This window comes from Mesorhizobium sp. M8A.F.Ca.ET.218.01.1.1, from assembly GCF_004791165.1.
In the GTDB taxonomy this organism is placed as follows: domain Bacteria; phylum Pseudomonadota; class Alphaproteobacteria; order Rhizobiales; family Rhizobiaceae; genus Mesorhizobium.
In genome coordinates, this window is the sequence record NZ_SRUZ01000003.1 from 158,544 (window position 1) to 171,830 (window position 13,287).

14 protein-coding genes are annotated in these 13,287 nt (G+C 63.6%); 13 read left to right on the forward strand and 1 reads right to left on the reverse strand.

What is annotated here, in order from left to right:
- The first annotated feature begins 19 nt into the window (after positions 1-19).
- Positions 20-853 (forward strand): ABC transporter permease, encoded by an 834-nt coding sequence (locus tag EN861_RS11880; RefSeq protein WP_135863686.1) that lies wholly within the window; start codon positions 20-22, stop codon positions 851-853.
- 4 nt (positions 854-857) lie between these two features.
- Positions 858-1,673 carry an ABC transporter permease gene (locus EN861_RS11885; protein ID WP_135863688.1) on the forward strand — a complete coding sequence of 272 codons (816 nt, stop codon included), beginning with the start codon at positions 858-860 and terminating at the stop codon, positions 1,671-1,673.
- On the opposite strand, the gene EN861_RS11890 is transcribed toward EN861_RS11885, so the two are convergent.
- A complete protein-coding gene (locus EN861_RS11890) occupies positions 1,670-2,458 on the reverse strand; it encodes a fumarylacetoacetate hydrolase family protein (RefSeq protein ID WP_127871506.1) in 789 nt (262 codons plus the stop codon). The genes EN861_RS11885 and EN861_RS11890 overlap by 4 nt on opposite strands.
- 259 nt (positions 2,459-2,717) lie before the next feature.
- Between EN861_RS11890 and EN861_RS11895 the strand changes: the two genes are divergently transcribed.
- The 11 genes from EN861_RS11895 to EN861_RS11945 all read left to right on the forward strand — a co-directional run bounded on the left by EN861_RS11895 (position 2,718) and on the right by EN861_RS11945 (position 13,283).
- Positions 2,718-3,125, forward strand: coding sequence for a DUF3168 domain-containing protein (locus EN861_RS11895; protein WP_127871341.1), 408 nt, complete (start codon positions 2,718-2,720; stop codon positions 3,123-3,125).
- A gap of 170 nt (positions 3,126-3,295) precedes the next feature.
- Positions 3,296-3,595: a hypothetical protein gene (locus EN861_RS11900; protein ID WP_127871342.1), complete on the forward strand. Its 300-nt coding sequence runs from the start codon at positions 3,296-3,298 to the stop codon at positions 3,593-3,595.
- A gap of 90 nt (positions 3,596-3,685) precedes the next feature.
- The gene (locus EN861_RS11905; protein ID WP_015318627.1) at positions 3,686-4,351 is read left to right on the forward strand and encodes a response regulator transcription factor; all 666 of its coding nucleotides are present in this window, start codon (positions 3,686-3,688) and stop codon (positions 4,349-4,351) included.
- 28 nt (positions 4,352-4,379) lie between these two features.
- The gene (locus EN861_RS11910; RefSeq protein WP_245511631.1) at positions 4,380-5,768 is read left to right on the forward strand and encodes an ATP-binding protein; all 1,389 of its coding nucleotides are present in this window, start codon (positions 4,380-4,382) and stop codon (positions 5,766-5,768) included.
- Positions 5,769-5,950: 182 nt separating this feature from the next.
- On the forward strand, positions 5,951-6,391 hold the full coding sequence (locus tag EN861_RS11915; protein WP_135863691.1) for a hypothetical protein: 441 nt from the start codon (positions 5,951-5,953) through the stop codon (positions 6,389-6,391).
- 124 nt (positions 6,392-6,515) lie between these two features.
- Positions 6,516-7,652 carry a c-type cytochrome biogenesis protein CcmI gene (ccmI, locus tag EN861_RS11920; protein ID WP_135863693.1) on the forward strand — a complete coding sequence of 379 codons (1,137 nt, stop codon included), beginning with the start codon at positions 6,516-6,518 and terminating at the stop codon, positions 7,650-7,652.
- An 8-nt stretch (positions 7,653-7,660) separates the two neighbouring features.
- Positions 7,661-8,104, forward strand: a complete 444-nt coding sequence (gene ccmE, locus EN861_RS11925; RefSeq protein WP_127871346.1) for a cytochrome c maturation protein CcmE — start codon at positions 7,661-7,663, stop codon at positions 8,102-8,104.
- 23 nt (positions 8,105-8,127) lie between these two features.
- Positions 8,128-10,113 carry a heme lyase CcmF/NrfE family subunit gene (locus EN861_RS11930; RefSeq protein WP_135863695.1) on the forward strand — a complete coding sequence of 662 codons (1,986 nt, stop codon included), beginning with the start codon at positions 8,128-8,130 and terminating at the stop codon, positions 10,111-10,113.
- The gene (locus EN861_RS11935) at positions 10,110-10,577 is read left to right on the forward strand and encodes a cytochrome c-type biogenesis protein (protein WP_135863697.1); all 468 of its coding nucleotides are present in this window, start codon (positions 10,110-10,112) and stop codon (positions 10,575-10,577) included. The genes EN861_RS11930 and EN861_RS11935 overlap by 4 nt, the downstream gene beginning before the upstream one ends.
- A 122-nt stretch (positions 10,578-10,699) precedes the next feature.
- Entirely contained in the window at positions 10,700-12,250 is a 1,551-nt protein-coding gene (locus tag EN861_RS11940) for a Do family serine endopeptidase (protein ID WP_127871349.1), read from the forward strand.
- Positions 12,251-12,608: 358 nt separating this feature from the next.
- Positions 12,609-13,283, forward strand: a complete 675-nt coding sequence (locus EN861_RS11945) for a response regulator transcription factor (protein ID WP_023771592.1) — start codon at positions 12,609-12,611, stop codon at positions 13,281-13,283.
- Positions 13,284-13,287 lie beyond the last annotated feature (4 nt).

Genomic DNA, 13,287 nt, shown 5'->3' on the forward strand with positions numbered 1-13,287 from the left:
CTGGCGTTGCTGAGCTGACATGAGAGGTGTTCTCTCCGACAGGATGGGCGCGGCGCTGTTGATGGCGCCGCTGCTCCTGTTCCTCGTCCTGGCCTATGCCTGGCCGTTTCTCGGCGTGGTGAAGTGGAGCTTCACCTTGCCAACGCCCGGGCTTGGCCAGTACCAAGCGTTGCTCACCGACGATCTGGTGCAGTCGGTGTTCATCCGCACGCTGCGCATCGCGGCCATCGTCACTGTTGTGTCGGTCGCCGCCGCCTATGCCATCACGGTCGTCTGGGTGCGCGGCAGCCCGGCGCAGCGCCTCATCGCCGAATTCTGCATCCTGGTGCCGTTCTGGATCTCGGTGCTGACGCGCGCCTTCGGCTGGGTGGCGCTTTTGTCCAACCGCGGCCTCATCAACACCTGGCTGCAGTCCATCGGTTTCATCTCCGAACCGCTGACTTTGGTGCGCAACGAATTCGGCGTCATCGTCGGCATGACGCATTTCCTCATTCCTTTCGCCGTCTTTCCGTTGGCGTCAGCCATGCGCAGCCTGGACGAGCGCGTGCTGCTCGCGGCGCGCGGGCTGGGTTCCAGCCGCATGCGCACCTTCTGGACGGTGTTCGTGCCGATGACGCGCTCCGGCATCATCGGCTCCGCGATGATCGTCTTCGTCTTCTCGCTCGGCTTCTTCGTCACGCCGGCGATTCTCGGCGGCGGCCGCAGCGTGATGATCGCCGAATTGATCTATCTCCGGATATTCCAGAGCCCGGACTGGGGACTGGGGGCCGCGATCAGCGTCGTGCTGGTGGTCTTCGTCGGCGCCCTGATGGCGCTGCTCTTCCGATACGTCAAACCGAAGCAACTGGTGTAGCGTGATGCCGACCTATCGCCCCGGACCCGTCTCGCTGATCCTCGCCGTGCTGGTGGCGCTGTTCCTGCTGTTGCCGCTGCTGGCCGTCATTCCGGTCTCGCTGACGCCGAGCCGCATGCTGGCAATGCCGACGGGTGAATTGTCGCTGCGCCACTATCGCTCGCTGATCGAGGACCCGCGCTGGCTCCAGTCGATCCTGCTTTCGATCCGGATCGGCATCGTCAGCAGCACTATTTCAACCGTACTGGCGCTTAGTTTCAGCCTCGGCGTCTGGATGTTCCAGCCGCGCTTTACGGCAGCCCTGGTCGGTTTCGTGCTGCTGCCGATGGTTGTGCCGCCGGTGGTCTCGGCGGTGACGCTCTACTTCCTGCTCACCTCGATCTCAGGCGTCAGTTCCTTCTTCGGCTACGACACCTGGCTCGGCGTTGCCATGGCGCATTCGGTGATGACGGTGCCGTTCGCGACGGTGTTGATCCTGGTCTCGCTCAGCCAGCTCGATCGGCGCATCGACCTCGCCGCGCGCGGCCTTGGTGCAAGCGTGTGGGAACGCGCCACGCGCGTCATTATGCCCAACATCAAGTTTGGCATCGTCACCGCGGCACTGCTCTCATTCGTACTCTCATGGGAAGAGATCGGCGTCACCCTGTTCATCACCTCGGTCAACGCCATCACGCTGCCGCGCCTGATGTGGATGGGCCTGCGCGACAACATCGACCCGGCGATCGCGGCGCTTTCCGTGATATTGATCATCATCACCGTGCTGGTTCTGGCGGTGAGGAGCTTCGTGGTCAGGCTGAACCGGGAGAGCAAGCCGGTCTAGACAAACCGTACCGAGACGCGGCCAAATTTGCCCAAATCGCCGATCACTTCATCACCAGCCTCGACGCGTATCGGCGTCACGCAAGTGCCCGTGATCACCGCCTGTCCCGGCTGGAGCGCTATGCCCAGGCCCGACAGTTCGTTGACGATCCATGTGAGCGCAATACGCGGGTCGCCTAACACCGCCGCGCCGGTTCCGTCGTGCCTCGACTTGCCCGAAACAAGACCGGTCACCGGGTGTTCCGCGAGGTTCACGTCACGCCATTCGTCTTGCGTGGGCTGGCCGATGACGAACAGATTGGCACAGGCATTGTCCGCTATCAGCTGTGGCGCACCGACGGCGCGGAAATCGTCGTAGCGCGAGTCCGGTATTTCTATCGCCGGATGCAAGGTCGCCACGGCATCTATCACCTCGGCGATTTCATAAGGCGCCGGGCGCGTCGGGATCTGGCGGCCAAAACGGAAAGCGAATTCGATCTCGGCGACCCGCATCTTGCTCGTCGCGAGCGAGACGGTCCCGCCAACCGCGACCGCTTTCTCTGCCAGCAGGCGCCCGGCCATCGGGCCGTCGACATTGATATGCCTTTGACCGGCAAGACTGGTTGCCGCGATCTTCCAGCCGAAAAGCGGGACCGCCGAACGATCCATGACATGGGCCTGGATGGCATAGCCTTCGGTCCGTGTCTTCGGGCGAAGCTCCTCAGGTATGGCGTCGAGATGGGTGCCATGATCCCAATGGCTTACCAGCAGACGCGACGCGGCTTTGGCCTTTTGTGGATCGAGCATGGTCAGCTCCCGAATCTGGGAAAATGGCCCGCTGCCGGGCGTTGATGGTGCTTGCGGTGCGCAACCGGTATCGCTATGCCGCGTCCGCTGAGGAGATTGTCGGCAAGTCGTATTTTCGAGATCATCGGCATTCATCATCGAGACGACGAATCGGCAAACCTGTCCGTGCGGCAAATGGTTATATATGGCAAAGCGTCTAGAACGCGGAAGAGCTTCTGGCAGGCAAGGGTCGGTGGCGCAACAGGCGAGGGGAAGAACGATGACCGCGCCCGGTGATTTGCAGCAGGCCCTGTTCCTCAGGTTGAAAAGCGATGCGTCGCTGTCGGCGCTGCTCGGCGGCGCCGGGCTGCTCGAGCGGGCAACCGACACCGCCGCCTTTCCCTATGTGACTTCAGGCCAGACCTCGGCTTTTGACTGGGATACCGGCGCCGAGAATAACGACGACCAGCTGATCACGCTGCATGTCTGGTCGAAGGCCCATGGTGAAGCCGAAACGCTTGCCATCATGGCCGCCATCAAGGCGCGCCTTGCCGACGCGGTGCTGGTGATCGGCCCGCGTGGACAGACGCGGCTGTCGCTGGAATTCACCGAGGCGCGTTATGATGAGGAATTGCTTGTCCATCATGGTCTGCTGCGATTCCGAGCGCTGACGCAGGAAAACGCCTGACGCGCTTTCAATATCATCGAAACGGAGTCTAGACTGGGCTTTCGCGGGGTTCACTGGTGGGGCGGTGAATCCAGATTGTCTATCTCGCGTTGCAGGGGTGTGGCGAGCATGGGTTCAGGGCCGTTCACTGTTCATTTCACGTTCAGCACCGATGCGTTACAACGCCGGTCATGAAAACGCTTCGCTCCCATTTCCGAACCGCGACCCTGGCGCTTAGTGCCGCCGGGATGTTTGCGTCGCAGGCAATGGCGATACCGGCGATCGCGCCCGATCAGCCCACCCCGATCGTCCTGGCCGCATCCGACTGCTATGCGATCGGTCAGCAGGTGGCCCAGCAGAATGGTGGAACACTCGCCAAGGCCTCGGCGTCGACGCGTGGCGGCCAGCCGGTCTGCGTTATCGTCGTCCTCGTGCCGGGCAAGGACGGGCAGCGTCCGCGCCGCTCCGAAATCGTCGTTCCGCAGAACTGACGCAGTCTTCTCGTCCTACAGGGCTCCGTTTCCCAGGCCGCCGGAATCGGCCTATATCTGAAACCTCAGTCAACAGGCATTGGTCCCCGCATGCGCGTACTCGTCGTCGAGGATGACAAGGATCTCAACCGGCAGATTTCCGATGCGCTGGTCGATGCCGGCTATGTCGTCGACCGTGCCTTCGATGGCGAGGAGGGTCATTTCCTCGGCGACACGGAGCCTTACGATGCCGTCGTGCTCGACATCGGCCTGCCGCAGATGGACGGCATCAGCGTGGTCGAGCGTTGGCGTCGCGGCGGCCGCAAGATGCCGGTGCTGATCCTGACCGCGCGTGACCGCTGGAGCGACAAGGTCTCGGGCATCGACGCCGGCGCCGACGACTACGTCACCAAGCCGTTCCACATCGAGGAGGTACTGGCACGGGTCAGGGCCCTGATCCGCCGCGCCGCCGGCCACGCCTCGTCGGAACTGACCTGTGGGCCGCTGCGTCTCGACACCAAGGCTTCGAAGGCCGATGTCAATGGCGTGCCGCTGAAATTGACCTCGCACGAATTCCGGCTGCTTGCCTATCTGATGCACCACATGGGCGAGGTCGTTTCGCGCACCGAACTGGTCGAGCATCTCTACGACCAGGATTTCGACCGCGATTCCAACACGATCGAGGTCTTTGTCGGGCGGCTGCGCAAGAAGATGGGCATCGACATGATCGAAACCGTGCGCGGCATGGGCTACCGCATGCGTGAGCCGGAGGCGTAAGGCGGAACCGCTTCCTACCAACCCAACCGTGGGCAGACGGCTTTCGCTACGCGCTTGGCCGCGCTCGCTGACGTTCCGCGTTATCGCCTTCTCCACGGTATGGGCGATCCTGACCCTGGTCGTCATCTTCACCCTGATCACCACGCTCTACCGCCAAGCCAGCGAGCGGGGCTTCGACAGTTTGCTGTCGGCGCATTTGTTCAACTTGATCGGCTCCATTGGCATTTCCGACAGCGGCGCGCTGACCGGCTCGCCCGATCTTGGCGACCTCCGTTTCTCGGAGCCGAATTCGGGCTGGTACTGGTCCGTCGAGCCCGCCTCGGAAGGCGTGCACGGCGATCTCCATTCGTCGTCCATGACCCGGACCATCCCGTCGCCCGATGTGGCGGATGTTCCTTTCAACGCCAATTTCCAGCGTAGCTATGCCGCGCAAGGCATCAACGGCGAGGAACTGGTCGTGTTCGAGAGCGAATTCGTTCTCGATGCCAAGAACCGCGCCGCGCGCTTCCGCGTCATGGGAAACAAGACCGAGCTGGAGCAGGAAATAGGGACCTTCCAGCGTCGCCTGCTGACCTATCTCAGCCTGTTCGGCATCGGAATGATCGCCATCAACGCCATCGCCATCCTGCTCGGGCTGCAGCCGCTGCGCAGGGTCAGGAACGCACTCGCCATGGTGCGCGAGGGCACCGCGCAGAAGCTCGACGGCCGCTTCCCGGCCGAGATCGAACCGTTGGCCAACGAAACCAACGCTTTGATCGAAAACAACAAACGCATTGTCGAGCGTTCGCGGACCCAGGTCGGCAACCTCGCCCATTCGCTGAAGACGCCGCTCGCCGTGCTGCTCAACGAGGGCCGGGCGCTTGGCGGCGCCAAGGGGCAGTTGATCGCCGAGCAGGCCGCCTCCATGCAAAAGCAGATCGATCACTATTTGCAGCGCGCCCGCGTCGCGGCGCAGCGCGACAGCGTCGTCTACCGCACGCCCGTGGCGCCGCTGGTACAGCGCATGGTGCGTGTTTTGCAGAAGCTCAACCCGCGGACCAGCCTGTCGCTGTCGCTGCCGGCCACCGAGATCGTCTTTGCCGGCGAACGCGAGGACCTCGAGGAACTGCTCGGCAATCTTCTCGAGAATGCGATGAAATGGGCAAGGAGTGCTGTCGCGGTCTCGGTCGTGCCCTTGGTCAGCAAGGATGAGAGCCTGTTCGAGATCAGCATCGAGGATGACGGCCCTGGCATTCCCGAGGACAAGGCGCGCGAAGCCATGAAGCGCGGACGGCGCCTGGACGAGACAAAGCCGGGAACGGGCCTGGGCCTCGCCATCGTCGCCGACCTCGTCAACGAGTATGGAGGCGGCCTGGATCTGGGGCGTTCCGGCATGGGTGGTCTGAAGGCAGCGGTGCGATTGCGGAGCCTTCAGTGACGTTTGCCCAGACCAATCGACACCAACGGGTGGCACATGCTATGGCGGCATATCGATTGACCTCATACTGGCCGGCGGCGGCCAAATTTCCGACAAATATCAATAGTATGGCCATGCCCACTTCTCAGATGATGCCACGCGCATCCATGGCAAGCTCCAACTCAGGAATACCGGTTGTTGGCATGAAGATTCGCGTCGCGCTTGTTTCCGCATTGCTGGCCGTGTCGGGCTGCACCACCTCGAGCGGCAAGGGCCCGACCGTGGCCGCGACCCCGGCCTCGACGCCCCCGGCCGGCGGCAAGGTCGTCACCAAGTCGATCATTTCCGCCATGGGCGGCGGCCTCATTGGCGGGTCTGTCGGCAATGGCCTGAGCGACACGGAAAAGCGCAGCGCGCTCGAGGCTGAATACAAGGCGCTTGAATACACGACGAGCGGGCAGAAGGTGGCGTGGAAGGGCGATCAGGCCTCGCGCCATGGCGAGGTCGTGCCAGCCCAACCTTACCGCGTTGGTTCGCAGGATTGCCGCCAGTATACGCAGACGGTGTTCACCGGCAGCGCCAGTGTCACGGCGCACGGAACAGCCTGCCGCAATGCCGACGGCGGCTGGACACCATTGACCTAGCACGCCGGGTCCGGTTGCGACCCGGCCAGTTGATGTCGATCAAGGACATTCGGTGCGCCTGCCGTCAAAGCGTCGCAGGATGCCTGTGTTGGCAGGGCAGGGCTCTGCCTTTATTGGAAGAACCATGCTGTTCTGGGTCATAGCCGCAATTCTCACGCTGGGCGCCAGTCTGGCGGTGCTTTTGCCGCTGGCTGGGGCTTCCAAGGGCGCGTCATCGAGCGGCGACCACGACCTGGAAGTCTATCGCGATCAATTAGCCGAACTCGACCGCGATGCCGCGCGCGGCATGATCCGGCCCGCTGAGGCAGCCGAGGCGCGCGCCGAGATCGCCCGCCGCATCCTTCGCCTGGGTAACGCTGACATAACCGGCAAGACGTCCGGCAGGGCGGCGTCGGTCACGGCACGGCTTGTCGCGACCGTGGCCGTGCTGGCGGTCCCGTTGGTCAGTTGGGGGTTCTACAGCCAGATCGGCTCGCCTGACCTGCCGTCGCAGCCGCTCAGCGAGCGGCTGGCCAAGAACCCGGCCGACAGTTCGGTCGATGAGCTGGTGGCGCGCGCCGAAGCCCACCTCGCGGCCAACCCTTCCGATGGGCGGGGCTGGGATGTGCTGGCGCCGGTTTATCTGCGCATGCAGCGCTTTGCCGACGCCGCGGCGGCCTACCGCAACGCCATACGCCTCGACGGCGACAGCGCCGTACGCCAGGCCGGACTCGGTGAGGCGATCGCCGGTGCCGCGGGCGGTATTGTTTCGGCCGATGCCCAGGATGCCTTCGAGGCGGCCTTGAGGCTTGACCCGGCCAATGCGAAAGCCAGCTTCTATCTGGCGATGGCATTGGCGCAGGAGGGCCGCGGCAAGGAAGCGGCCGCGGCCTGGCAGGTGATGCTCGGTAAACTGCCGCCGGATTCGCCATGGCGCGGCGCCGTCGAACAGGCACTGGCCAAATCCGGCTCCGAAGTCGCTTCCGGCGCGGCCCCGAAAGGCCCCGATGCCGGCGATGTCGACGCGGCATCCTCCATGTCGCCGCAGGACAGGGAAGCCATGATCAACACCATGGTCGCCGGCCTCGACGACAAACTTCGTCAAAATCCGCGCGACCCGGAAGGATGGATGCGGCTTGTTCGTTCCTATGTCGTGCTGGGCAAGACCGACCAGGCGCGCGATGCGCTGGGCCGCGCCATTGCGGTCTTTGGGGCCGACAGTGACGAAGCCAAGAAATTCACCGCCTTTGGCGCCTCGCTCGGCCTGACGGCGACGGAGTAGAATTGGATATGACGCGCAAGCAGAAACGATTGTCGGTGATTGTGGGCGGCTTGGCTTTCCTCGCAGCCGCCACCGGCCTGACGTTCTATGCGCTTGGCCAGAAAGCGTCCTATTTCTACATGCCGGCCGATCTGACCACTGCCAGTGTGCAGCCCGGCCAGCGCATCAGGCTCGGCGGTTTGGTCGAAAAAGGCACCATCCAGCGCGGCCAGGGCGCGACGGTTGCCTTTTCGGTCACCGACACCCACAAATCGGTCAAGGTTACCTATACCGGCATCCTGCCCGACCTTTTCCGCGAAGAGCAGGGCGTCATCACCGAGGGCACCTTTGGCCCCGACGGCGTCTTTGTCGCCGACAGCGTGCTGGCCAAGCACGACGAGCGTTACATGCCCAAGGAAGTTGCCGACGGCCTGAAGGCCAAGGGTGTCTGGCAGGAGAGCAAGAGTGAGTAATCCCGGCGGGAGAGCAGGCGGGAATGGTTGAGACCGGACATTTCGCCCTGGTTCTGGCGTTCGCGCTTTCGCTGGTGCAGACCATCGTGCCGCTGTTTGGCGCGCGGCTGAACAACCAGCGCCTGATGGCGGTCGGCGGTCCGGTCGCGGTGACTGGTTTTGCCTTGACGGCCCTGTCCTTCGCGGCACTTGCGAGCGCCTATGCAAGTTCCGATTTTTCGCTGGCGAACGTCTGGGAGAACTCGCATTCGCTGCAGCCGCTGATCTACAAGATCACCGGAACCTGGGGCAATCACGAAGGCTCGATGCTGCTCTGGGTGCTGATCCTGACCTTCTTCGGCGCGCTTGTCGCCGCTTTCGGCTCCAACCTGCCGGCGACGCTGCGCGCCAACGTGCTTGCCGTGCAGGGCGCCATTGGCGCAACCTTCTTCCTGTTCATCCTGGTGACGTCCAATCCCTTCGTCAGACTCAATCCGGCGCCGATCGAAGGCCGCGATCTCAACCCGATCCTGCAGGACCTTGGCCTCGCCATTCATCCGCCGCTGCTCTATCTCGGCTATGTCGGCTTCTCGATCTGCTTTTCCTTCTCGGTCGCGGCCCTTATCGAGGGCCGCATCGATGCTTCCTGGGCGCGCTGGGTGCGGCCATGGACGCTGGTCGCCTGGATGTTTCTGACCGGCGGCATCGCCATGGGATCGTATTGGGCCTATTACGAGCTCGGCTGGGGCGGTTTCTGGTTCTGGGATCCGGTCGAGAACGCTTCCTTCATGCCTTGGCTGGCGGGCACCGCGCTGCTGCATTCTGCCATCGTGATGGAAAAGCGCTCGGCGTTGAAGATCTGGACGCTGCTGCTCGCCATTTTGACCTTCTCGCTGTCGCTGCTCGGCACCTTCCTGGTGCGTTCGGGCGTCCTGACTTCCGTCCACGCCTTTGCCACCGATCCGACGCGCGGCGTCTTCATCCTGTGCATCCTGACGCTGTTCATCGGCGGCTCGCTGGCGCTGTTTGCGCTGCGCGCCTCGAGGCTGACGGCAGGCGGCCTGTTCCATCCGATTTCGCGCGAAGGCGCGCTCGTCCTCAACAATCTGTTCCTGACCACGGCGACCGCCACCGTGCTGGTCGGCACGCTCTATCCGCTGGCGGTCGAGGCTTTTTCGGCCGGCAAGATTTCGGTCGGCGCGCCGTTCTTCAACCTCACTTTCGCCCCGCTCATGGTGCCGCTGCTGGTGATGGTTCCCTTTGGGCCGCTGCTGGCCTGGAAGCGCGGCGATGTCCTAGGCGTCGCGCAGCGTCTGATGCTCGCGTTTGCGGCCGCCCTTCTGGCGACGCTGGTCACTGCCTTGTTCATCGACGGCGCTTCGGTGCTTGCCGCGCTTGGCGTTGGCCTCGCGGTCTGGCTGATCCTTGGCGCGCTGACTGACCTCGCCGTCAAGGCAGGCTTAGGCAATGTCGCCGCGCCGGTCATGGTCAGGCGCCTGGTTGGTTTGCCACGCTCCGTCTTCGGGACCGCTTTGGCGCATCTCGGCCTTGGCCTGACGGTGCTCGGCATTGTCGGCACGCTCTGCTTCGGCACGGAGAAGATCCTGTCCATGCGTGCTGGTGAAACCGTCGAAATCTCCGGCCGCACGGTGCGTTTCGTCGGCCTCTATCCGGCCCAGGGGCCGAACTACAGCGAGGATCGCGGCCGTTTCGAGCTGATCGGCGCCAGCGGCAGCCCCGTCGGCGAAATCAGCTCGGCCAAGCGTTTCTATCCGGTGCGGCAGATGACGACGACGGAGTCCGGCATCAAGACCATCGGCCTCTCCCAGCTCTACATTTCGCTCGGCGACGAGGGCAAGGACGGCTCGGTCGTGGTGCGTTTGTGGTGGAAGCCGCTGGTGACGCTGATCTGGGGCGGCGGCCTGGTGATGATGGCGGGTGCCGCCATGTCGCTGATGGACAGGCGCCTGCGGGTCGGCGCGCCTTCGCGCCGCCGCAAGCAGGCGGTTGCGCCGGTGGTTCTGCCATGAGTGCAAGGTTTTCGCTGACCTCGATTGTCCTGTTACTTGCATTGCTCTTCGCCGGCACGGCAATGGCGGTGAAGCCTGACGAGATGCTGGCCGACCCCGCTCTGGAGGCACGGGCGCGGGCGCTGTCGGAAGGCTTGCGCTGCATGGTCTGCCAGAACCAGTCGATCGACGAATCCGACGCCGACCTTGCTCGCGACCTGCGTATCCTGGTGCGACAACGCCTTGTCGCCGGTGATACCGACCAGCAGGTGATGGACTATGTGGTCTCCCGCTACGGCGAGTTCGTTCTGTTGAAGCCGCGTTTCGACCTGCGCAACGCGTTGCTGTGGGGCACGCCCGTGCTGTTGCTGCTGGTGGGAGGCGGATTCATTGTGTTGACCGCGCGGTCGCGCCGGACGCAGGCGACGAAATCCCTGTCAGCCGATGAACAGGCGGCATTGGACACGATCCTGGACCGCGACTGACGGCCGCGCCAACATTACCAAAGTTTCATGTGCCGGAAATGGCGTCGTAATGTGCGCCGCTCTAATTCTCGTTCTTGAGGATGCCGATCAAGGCGCGTCCGTTGAAAGAGGATAAGAGAACCATGAATATTGCCCCCAATTCATATTCCCGCACCCGCAAGCGTCTTCTGGCTGCCGCCGCGTCCATCGCTGTCGCCGGCGCGATCGGCGTTGGCGCGCTGACCAGTGGAACCAGCCCCGTTTTGGCTGACGCCGTGCGTGTGGAGGCTCCCCAGGTTCCGAGCTTCGCCGATGTCGTCGAGCGCGTTTCGCCAGCCGTGGTCAGCGTCAAGGTCAAGGCCAAGCTGCAACCGACCGCCGATGACGGTTCCGACGATCAGGGCGGTTTCGACAATCTTCCCAACAATCCGCAGTTGCGCCGCTTCTTCAAGGAATTCCGCGGCTTTGGTGACCAGAATGGCCAGAACGATGAAGGTCAGCGCCGCTTCGGTCATCGCGATCGCAACAACGACCAGCCGCGTCCGGTGGCGCAGGGCTCAGGCTTCTTCATCTCCGAAGACGGTTATCTCGTCACCAATAACCATGTCGTCGAAGAAGGCACCGCCTTCACCGTGGTGACCAATGACGGCAAGGAACTCGACGCCAAGCTGGTCGGCACCGATCCGCGCACCGATCTCGCCGTGCTCAAGGTCGATGGTGGCGGCAAGTTCACCTATGTCGACTTCGCCGACGATTCCAAGGTTCGCGTCGGCGACTGGGTCGTGGCTGTCGGCAACCCGTTTGGCCTCGGTGGCACCGTCACCGCCGGCATCGTCTCGGCGCGCGGCCGCGATATCGGCGCCGGCCCCTATGACGATTTTCTCCAGATCGACGCATCGGTCAACCGCGGCAATTCGGGTGGCCCGACCTTCAACCTCAACGGCCAGGTGGTCGGCATCAACACCGCCATCTTCTCGCCCTCGGGCGGCAGCGTCGGCATTGCCTTCGACATTCCGGCCTCGACCGCCAAGCAGGTCGTCGGAGATCTGATGAAGAATGGCGCGGTCCAGCGCGGCTGGCTCGGCGTCGAAATCCAGCCGGTCACCTCCGACATCGCCGAATCGCTCGGTCTGAAGTCCAACAACGGCGCCCTGGTTTCGAGCGCCCAGGACGACGGTCCCGGCAAGAAGGCCGGCATCACCGCGGGTGATGTCATCACCCAGGTCGATGGCAAGGACGTTGCCTCGCCGAAGGAACTCGCCCGCCTGATCGGCGCCTATTCGCCGGGCAAATCGGTTGACGTCACCGTGTGGCGTGACGGCAAGAGCCAGACGGTCAAGGTCGATCTCGGCAAACTGCCCATCAGCGACAAGCAGGCATCGGGCGACCAGCAGCAGCAACCCTCCGCTCCGGCAAAGCCGGACACGCTCGCCGATCTCGGCCTCACCGTCACCAAGTCTGAAAACGGCAAGGGTCTGGTGGTGACCGACGTCGACCCCGACAGCGCCGCCGCCGATCGCGGCATCCAGCCGGGCGACGTCATCACCGCGGTTAACTCGGCGGAGGTCAACGGCACCGACGACGTCACCAAGGCCATGGCCGATGCGGTCAAATCCGGACGCAAGGCGGTGCTGATGCAGATCACCCGCGACGACAACAACCGCTTCGTCGCGCTGCCGGTGGCCAAGGGCTGAGACGACTTTTCCAATGCGGCGGTTTCAACACCCCCGAGTCGTCGCATGGGAAAGCAAGAAGGAGAGCCCGTTAGTCAGTCATCGCGCTCTTCTTCAGTGGCAGCGGGCTTCCCATCGCCCGCTGCCGCGCGCCGCATATGGGTGCCACATCACGCTCTCGTGCCCGAAGTCGGTCGGTTCGGTGGTCGCGGGGGGAAACGACATGACCGGGAACTGGCATGTCCGGCGCAACGACGCCACGGAACAAGGATTTCATCGCGCACGCTCTCGATCATCTTGATCGCGATGCGCTTTGGCAAAGGCTAGAATGCAGATGCCGGCTACTCAATCTTCCAGCGAAATCGCGTATAACGGCCCTATGAAGATTCTCGTCATAGAAGACGACCGCGAGGCTGCGGATTATCTGCAGAAAGCCTTCACCGAAGCCGGTCATACGGCACATGTCGCCGGTGACGGCGAGACCGGCTTCGCGCTTGCCGATGCGGGTGATTACGACGTGATGGTCATCGACCGGATGATGCCGCGCCGCGATGGCCTGTCGGTCATTGCCGCTCTCCGCTCCAGGGGCAACACGACACCAGTGCTCATCCTGTCGGCGCTGGGCGAGGTCGATGACCGGGTCACCGGCCTGCGTGCCGGCGGCGACGACTATCTGACCAAGCCCTATGCCTTTTCCGAACTTCTGGCGCGTGTCGAGGTGCTGAACCGACGCGCCAGCGCCAAGGAGGCCGAGACCGTCTACCGGGTTGGCGACCTTGAACTCGACAGGCTGTCGCATTCTGTCCGCCGGGCCGCGCGTGAGATCACGCTGCAGCCGCGCGAATTCCGCCTGCTCGAATATCTCATGCGCCATGCCGGCCAGGTGGTGACGCGCACCATGCTGCTCGAAAATGTCTGGGATTATCATTTCGATCCGCAGACCAATGTCATCGATGTCCACGTCTCGCGGCTGCGCGGCAAGATCGAAAAGGGCTTCGACAAGCCGATCCTGCACACGGTTCGAGGCGCCGGCTACATGCTGAAGGGCGGCTAGGCGG

Coding starts and splice junctions, on each gene's coding strand:
- ccmE (WP_127871346.1), top strand. CDS start 7,661: ATGACGCGCAAGCAGAAACGATTGTCGGTGATTGTGGGCGGCTTGGCT.
- ccmI (WP_135863693.1), top strand. CDS start 6,516: ATGCTGTTCTGGGTCATAGCCGCAATTCTCACGCTGGGCGCCAGTCTG.
- EN861_RS11895 (WP_127871341.1), top strand. CDS start 2,718: ATGACCGCGCCCGGTGATTTGCAGCAGGCCCTGTTCCTCAGGTTGAAA.
- EN861_RS11915 (WP_135863691.1), top strand. CDS start 5,951: ATGAAGATTCGCGTCGCGCTTGTTTCCGCATTGCTGGCCGTGTCGGGC.
- EN861_RS11900 (WP_127871342.1), top strand. CDS start 3,296: ATGAAAACGCTTCGCTCCCATTTCCGAACCGCGACCCTGGCGCTTAGT.
- EN861_RS11930 (WP_135863695.1), top strand. CDS start 8,128: ATGGTTGAGACCGGACATTTCGCCCTGGTTCTGGCGTTCGCGCTTTCG.
- EN861_RS11890 (WP_127871506.1), bottom strand. CDS start 2,458: ATGCTCGATCCACAAAAGGCCAAAGCCGCGTCGCGTCTGCTGGTAAGC.
- EN861_RS11945 (WP_023771592.1), top strand. CDS start 12,609: ATGAAGATTCTCGTCATAGAAGACGACCGCGAGGCTGCGGATTATCTG.
- EN861_RS11885 (WP_135863688.1), top strand. CDS start 858: ATGCCGACCTATCGCCCCGGACCCGTCTCGCTGATCCTCGCCGTGCTG.
- EN861_RS11935 (WP_135863697.1), top strand. CDS start 10,110: ATGAGTGCAAGGTTTTCGCTGACCTCGATTGTCCTGTTACTTGCATTG.
- EN861_RS11880 (WP_135863686.1), top strand. CDS start 20: ATGAGAGGTGTTCTCTCCGACAGGATGGGCGCGGCGCTGTTGATGGCG.
- EN861_RS11940 (WP_127871349.1), top strand. CDS start 10,700: ATGAATATTGCCCCCAATTCATATTCCCGCACCCGCAAGCGTCTTCTG.
- EN861_RS11905 (WP_015318627.1), top strand. CDS start 3,686: ATGCGCGTACTCGTCGTCGAGGATGACAAGGATCTCAACCGGCAGATT.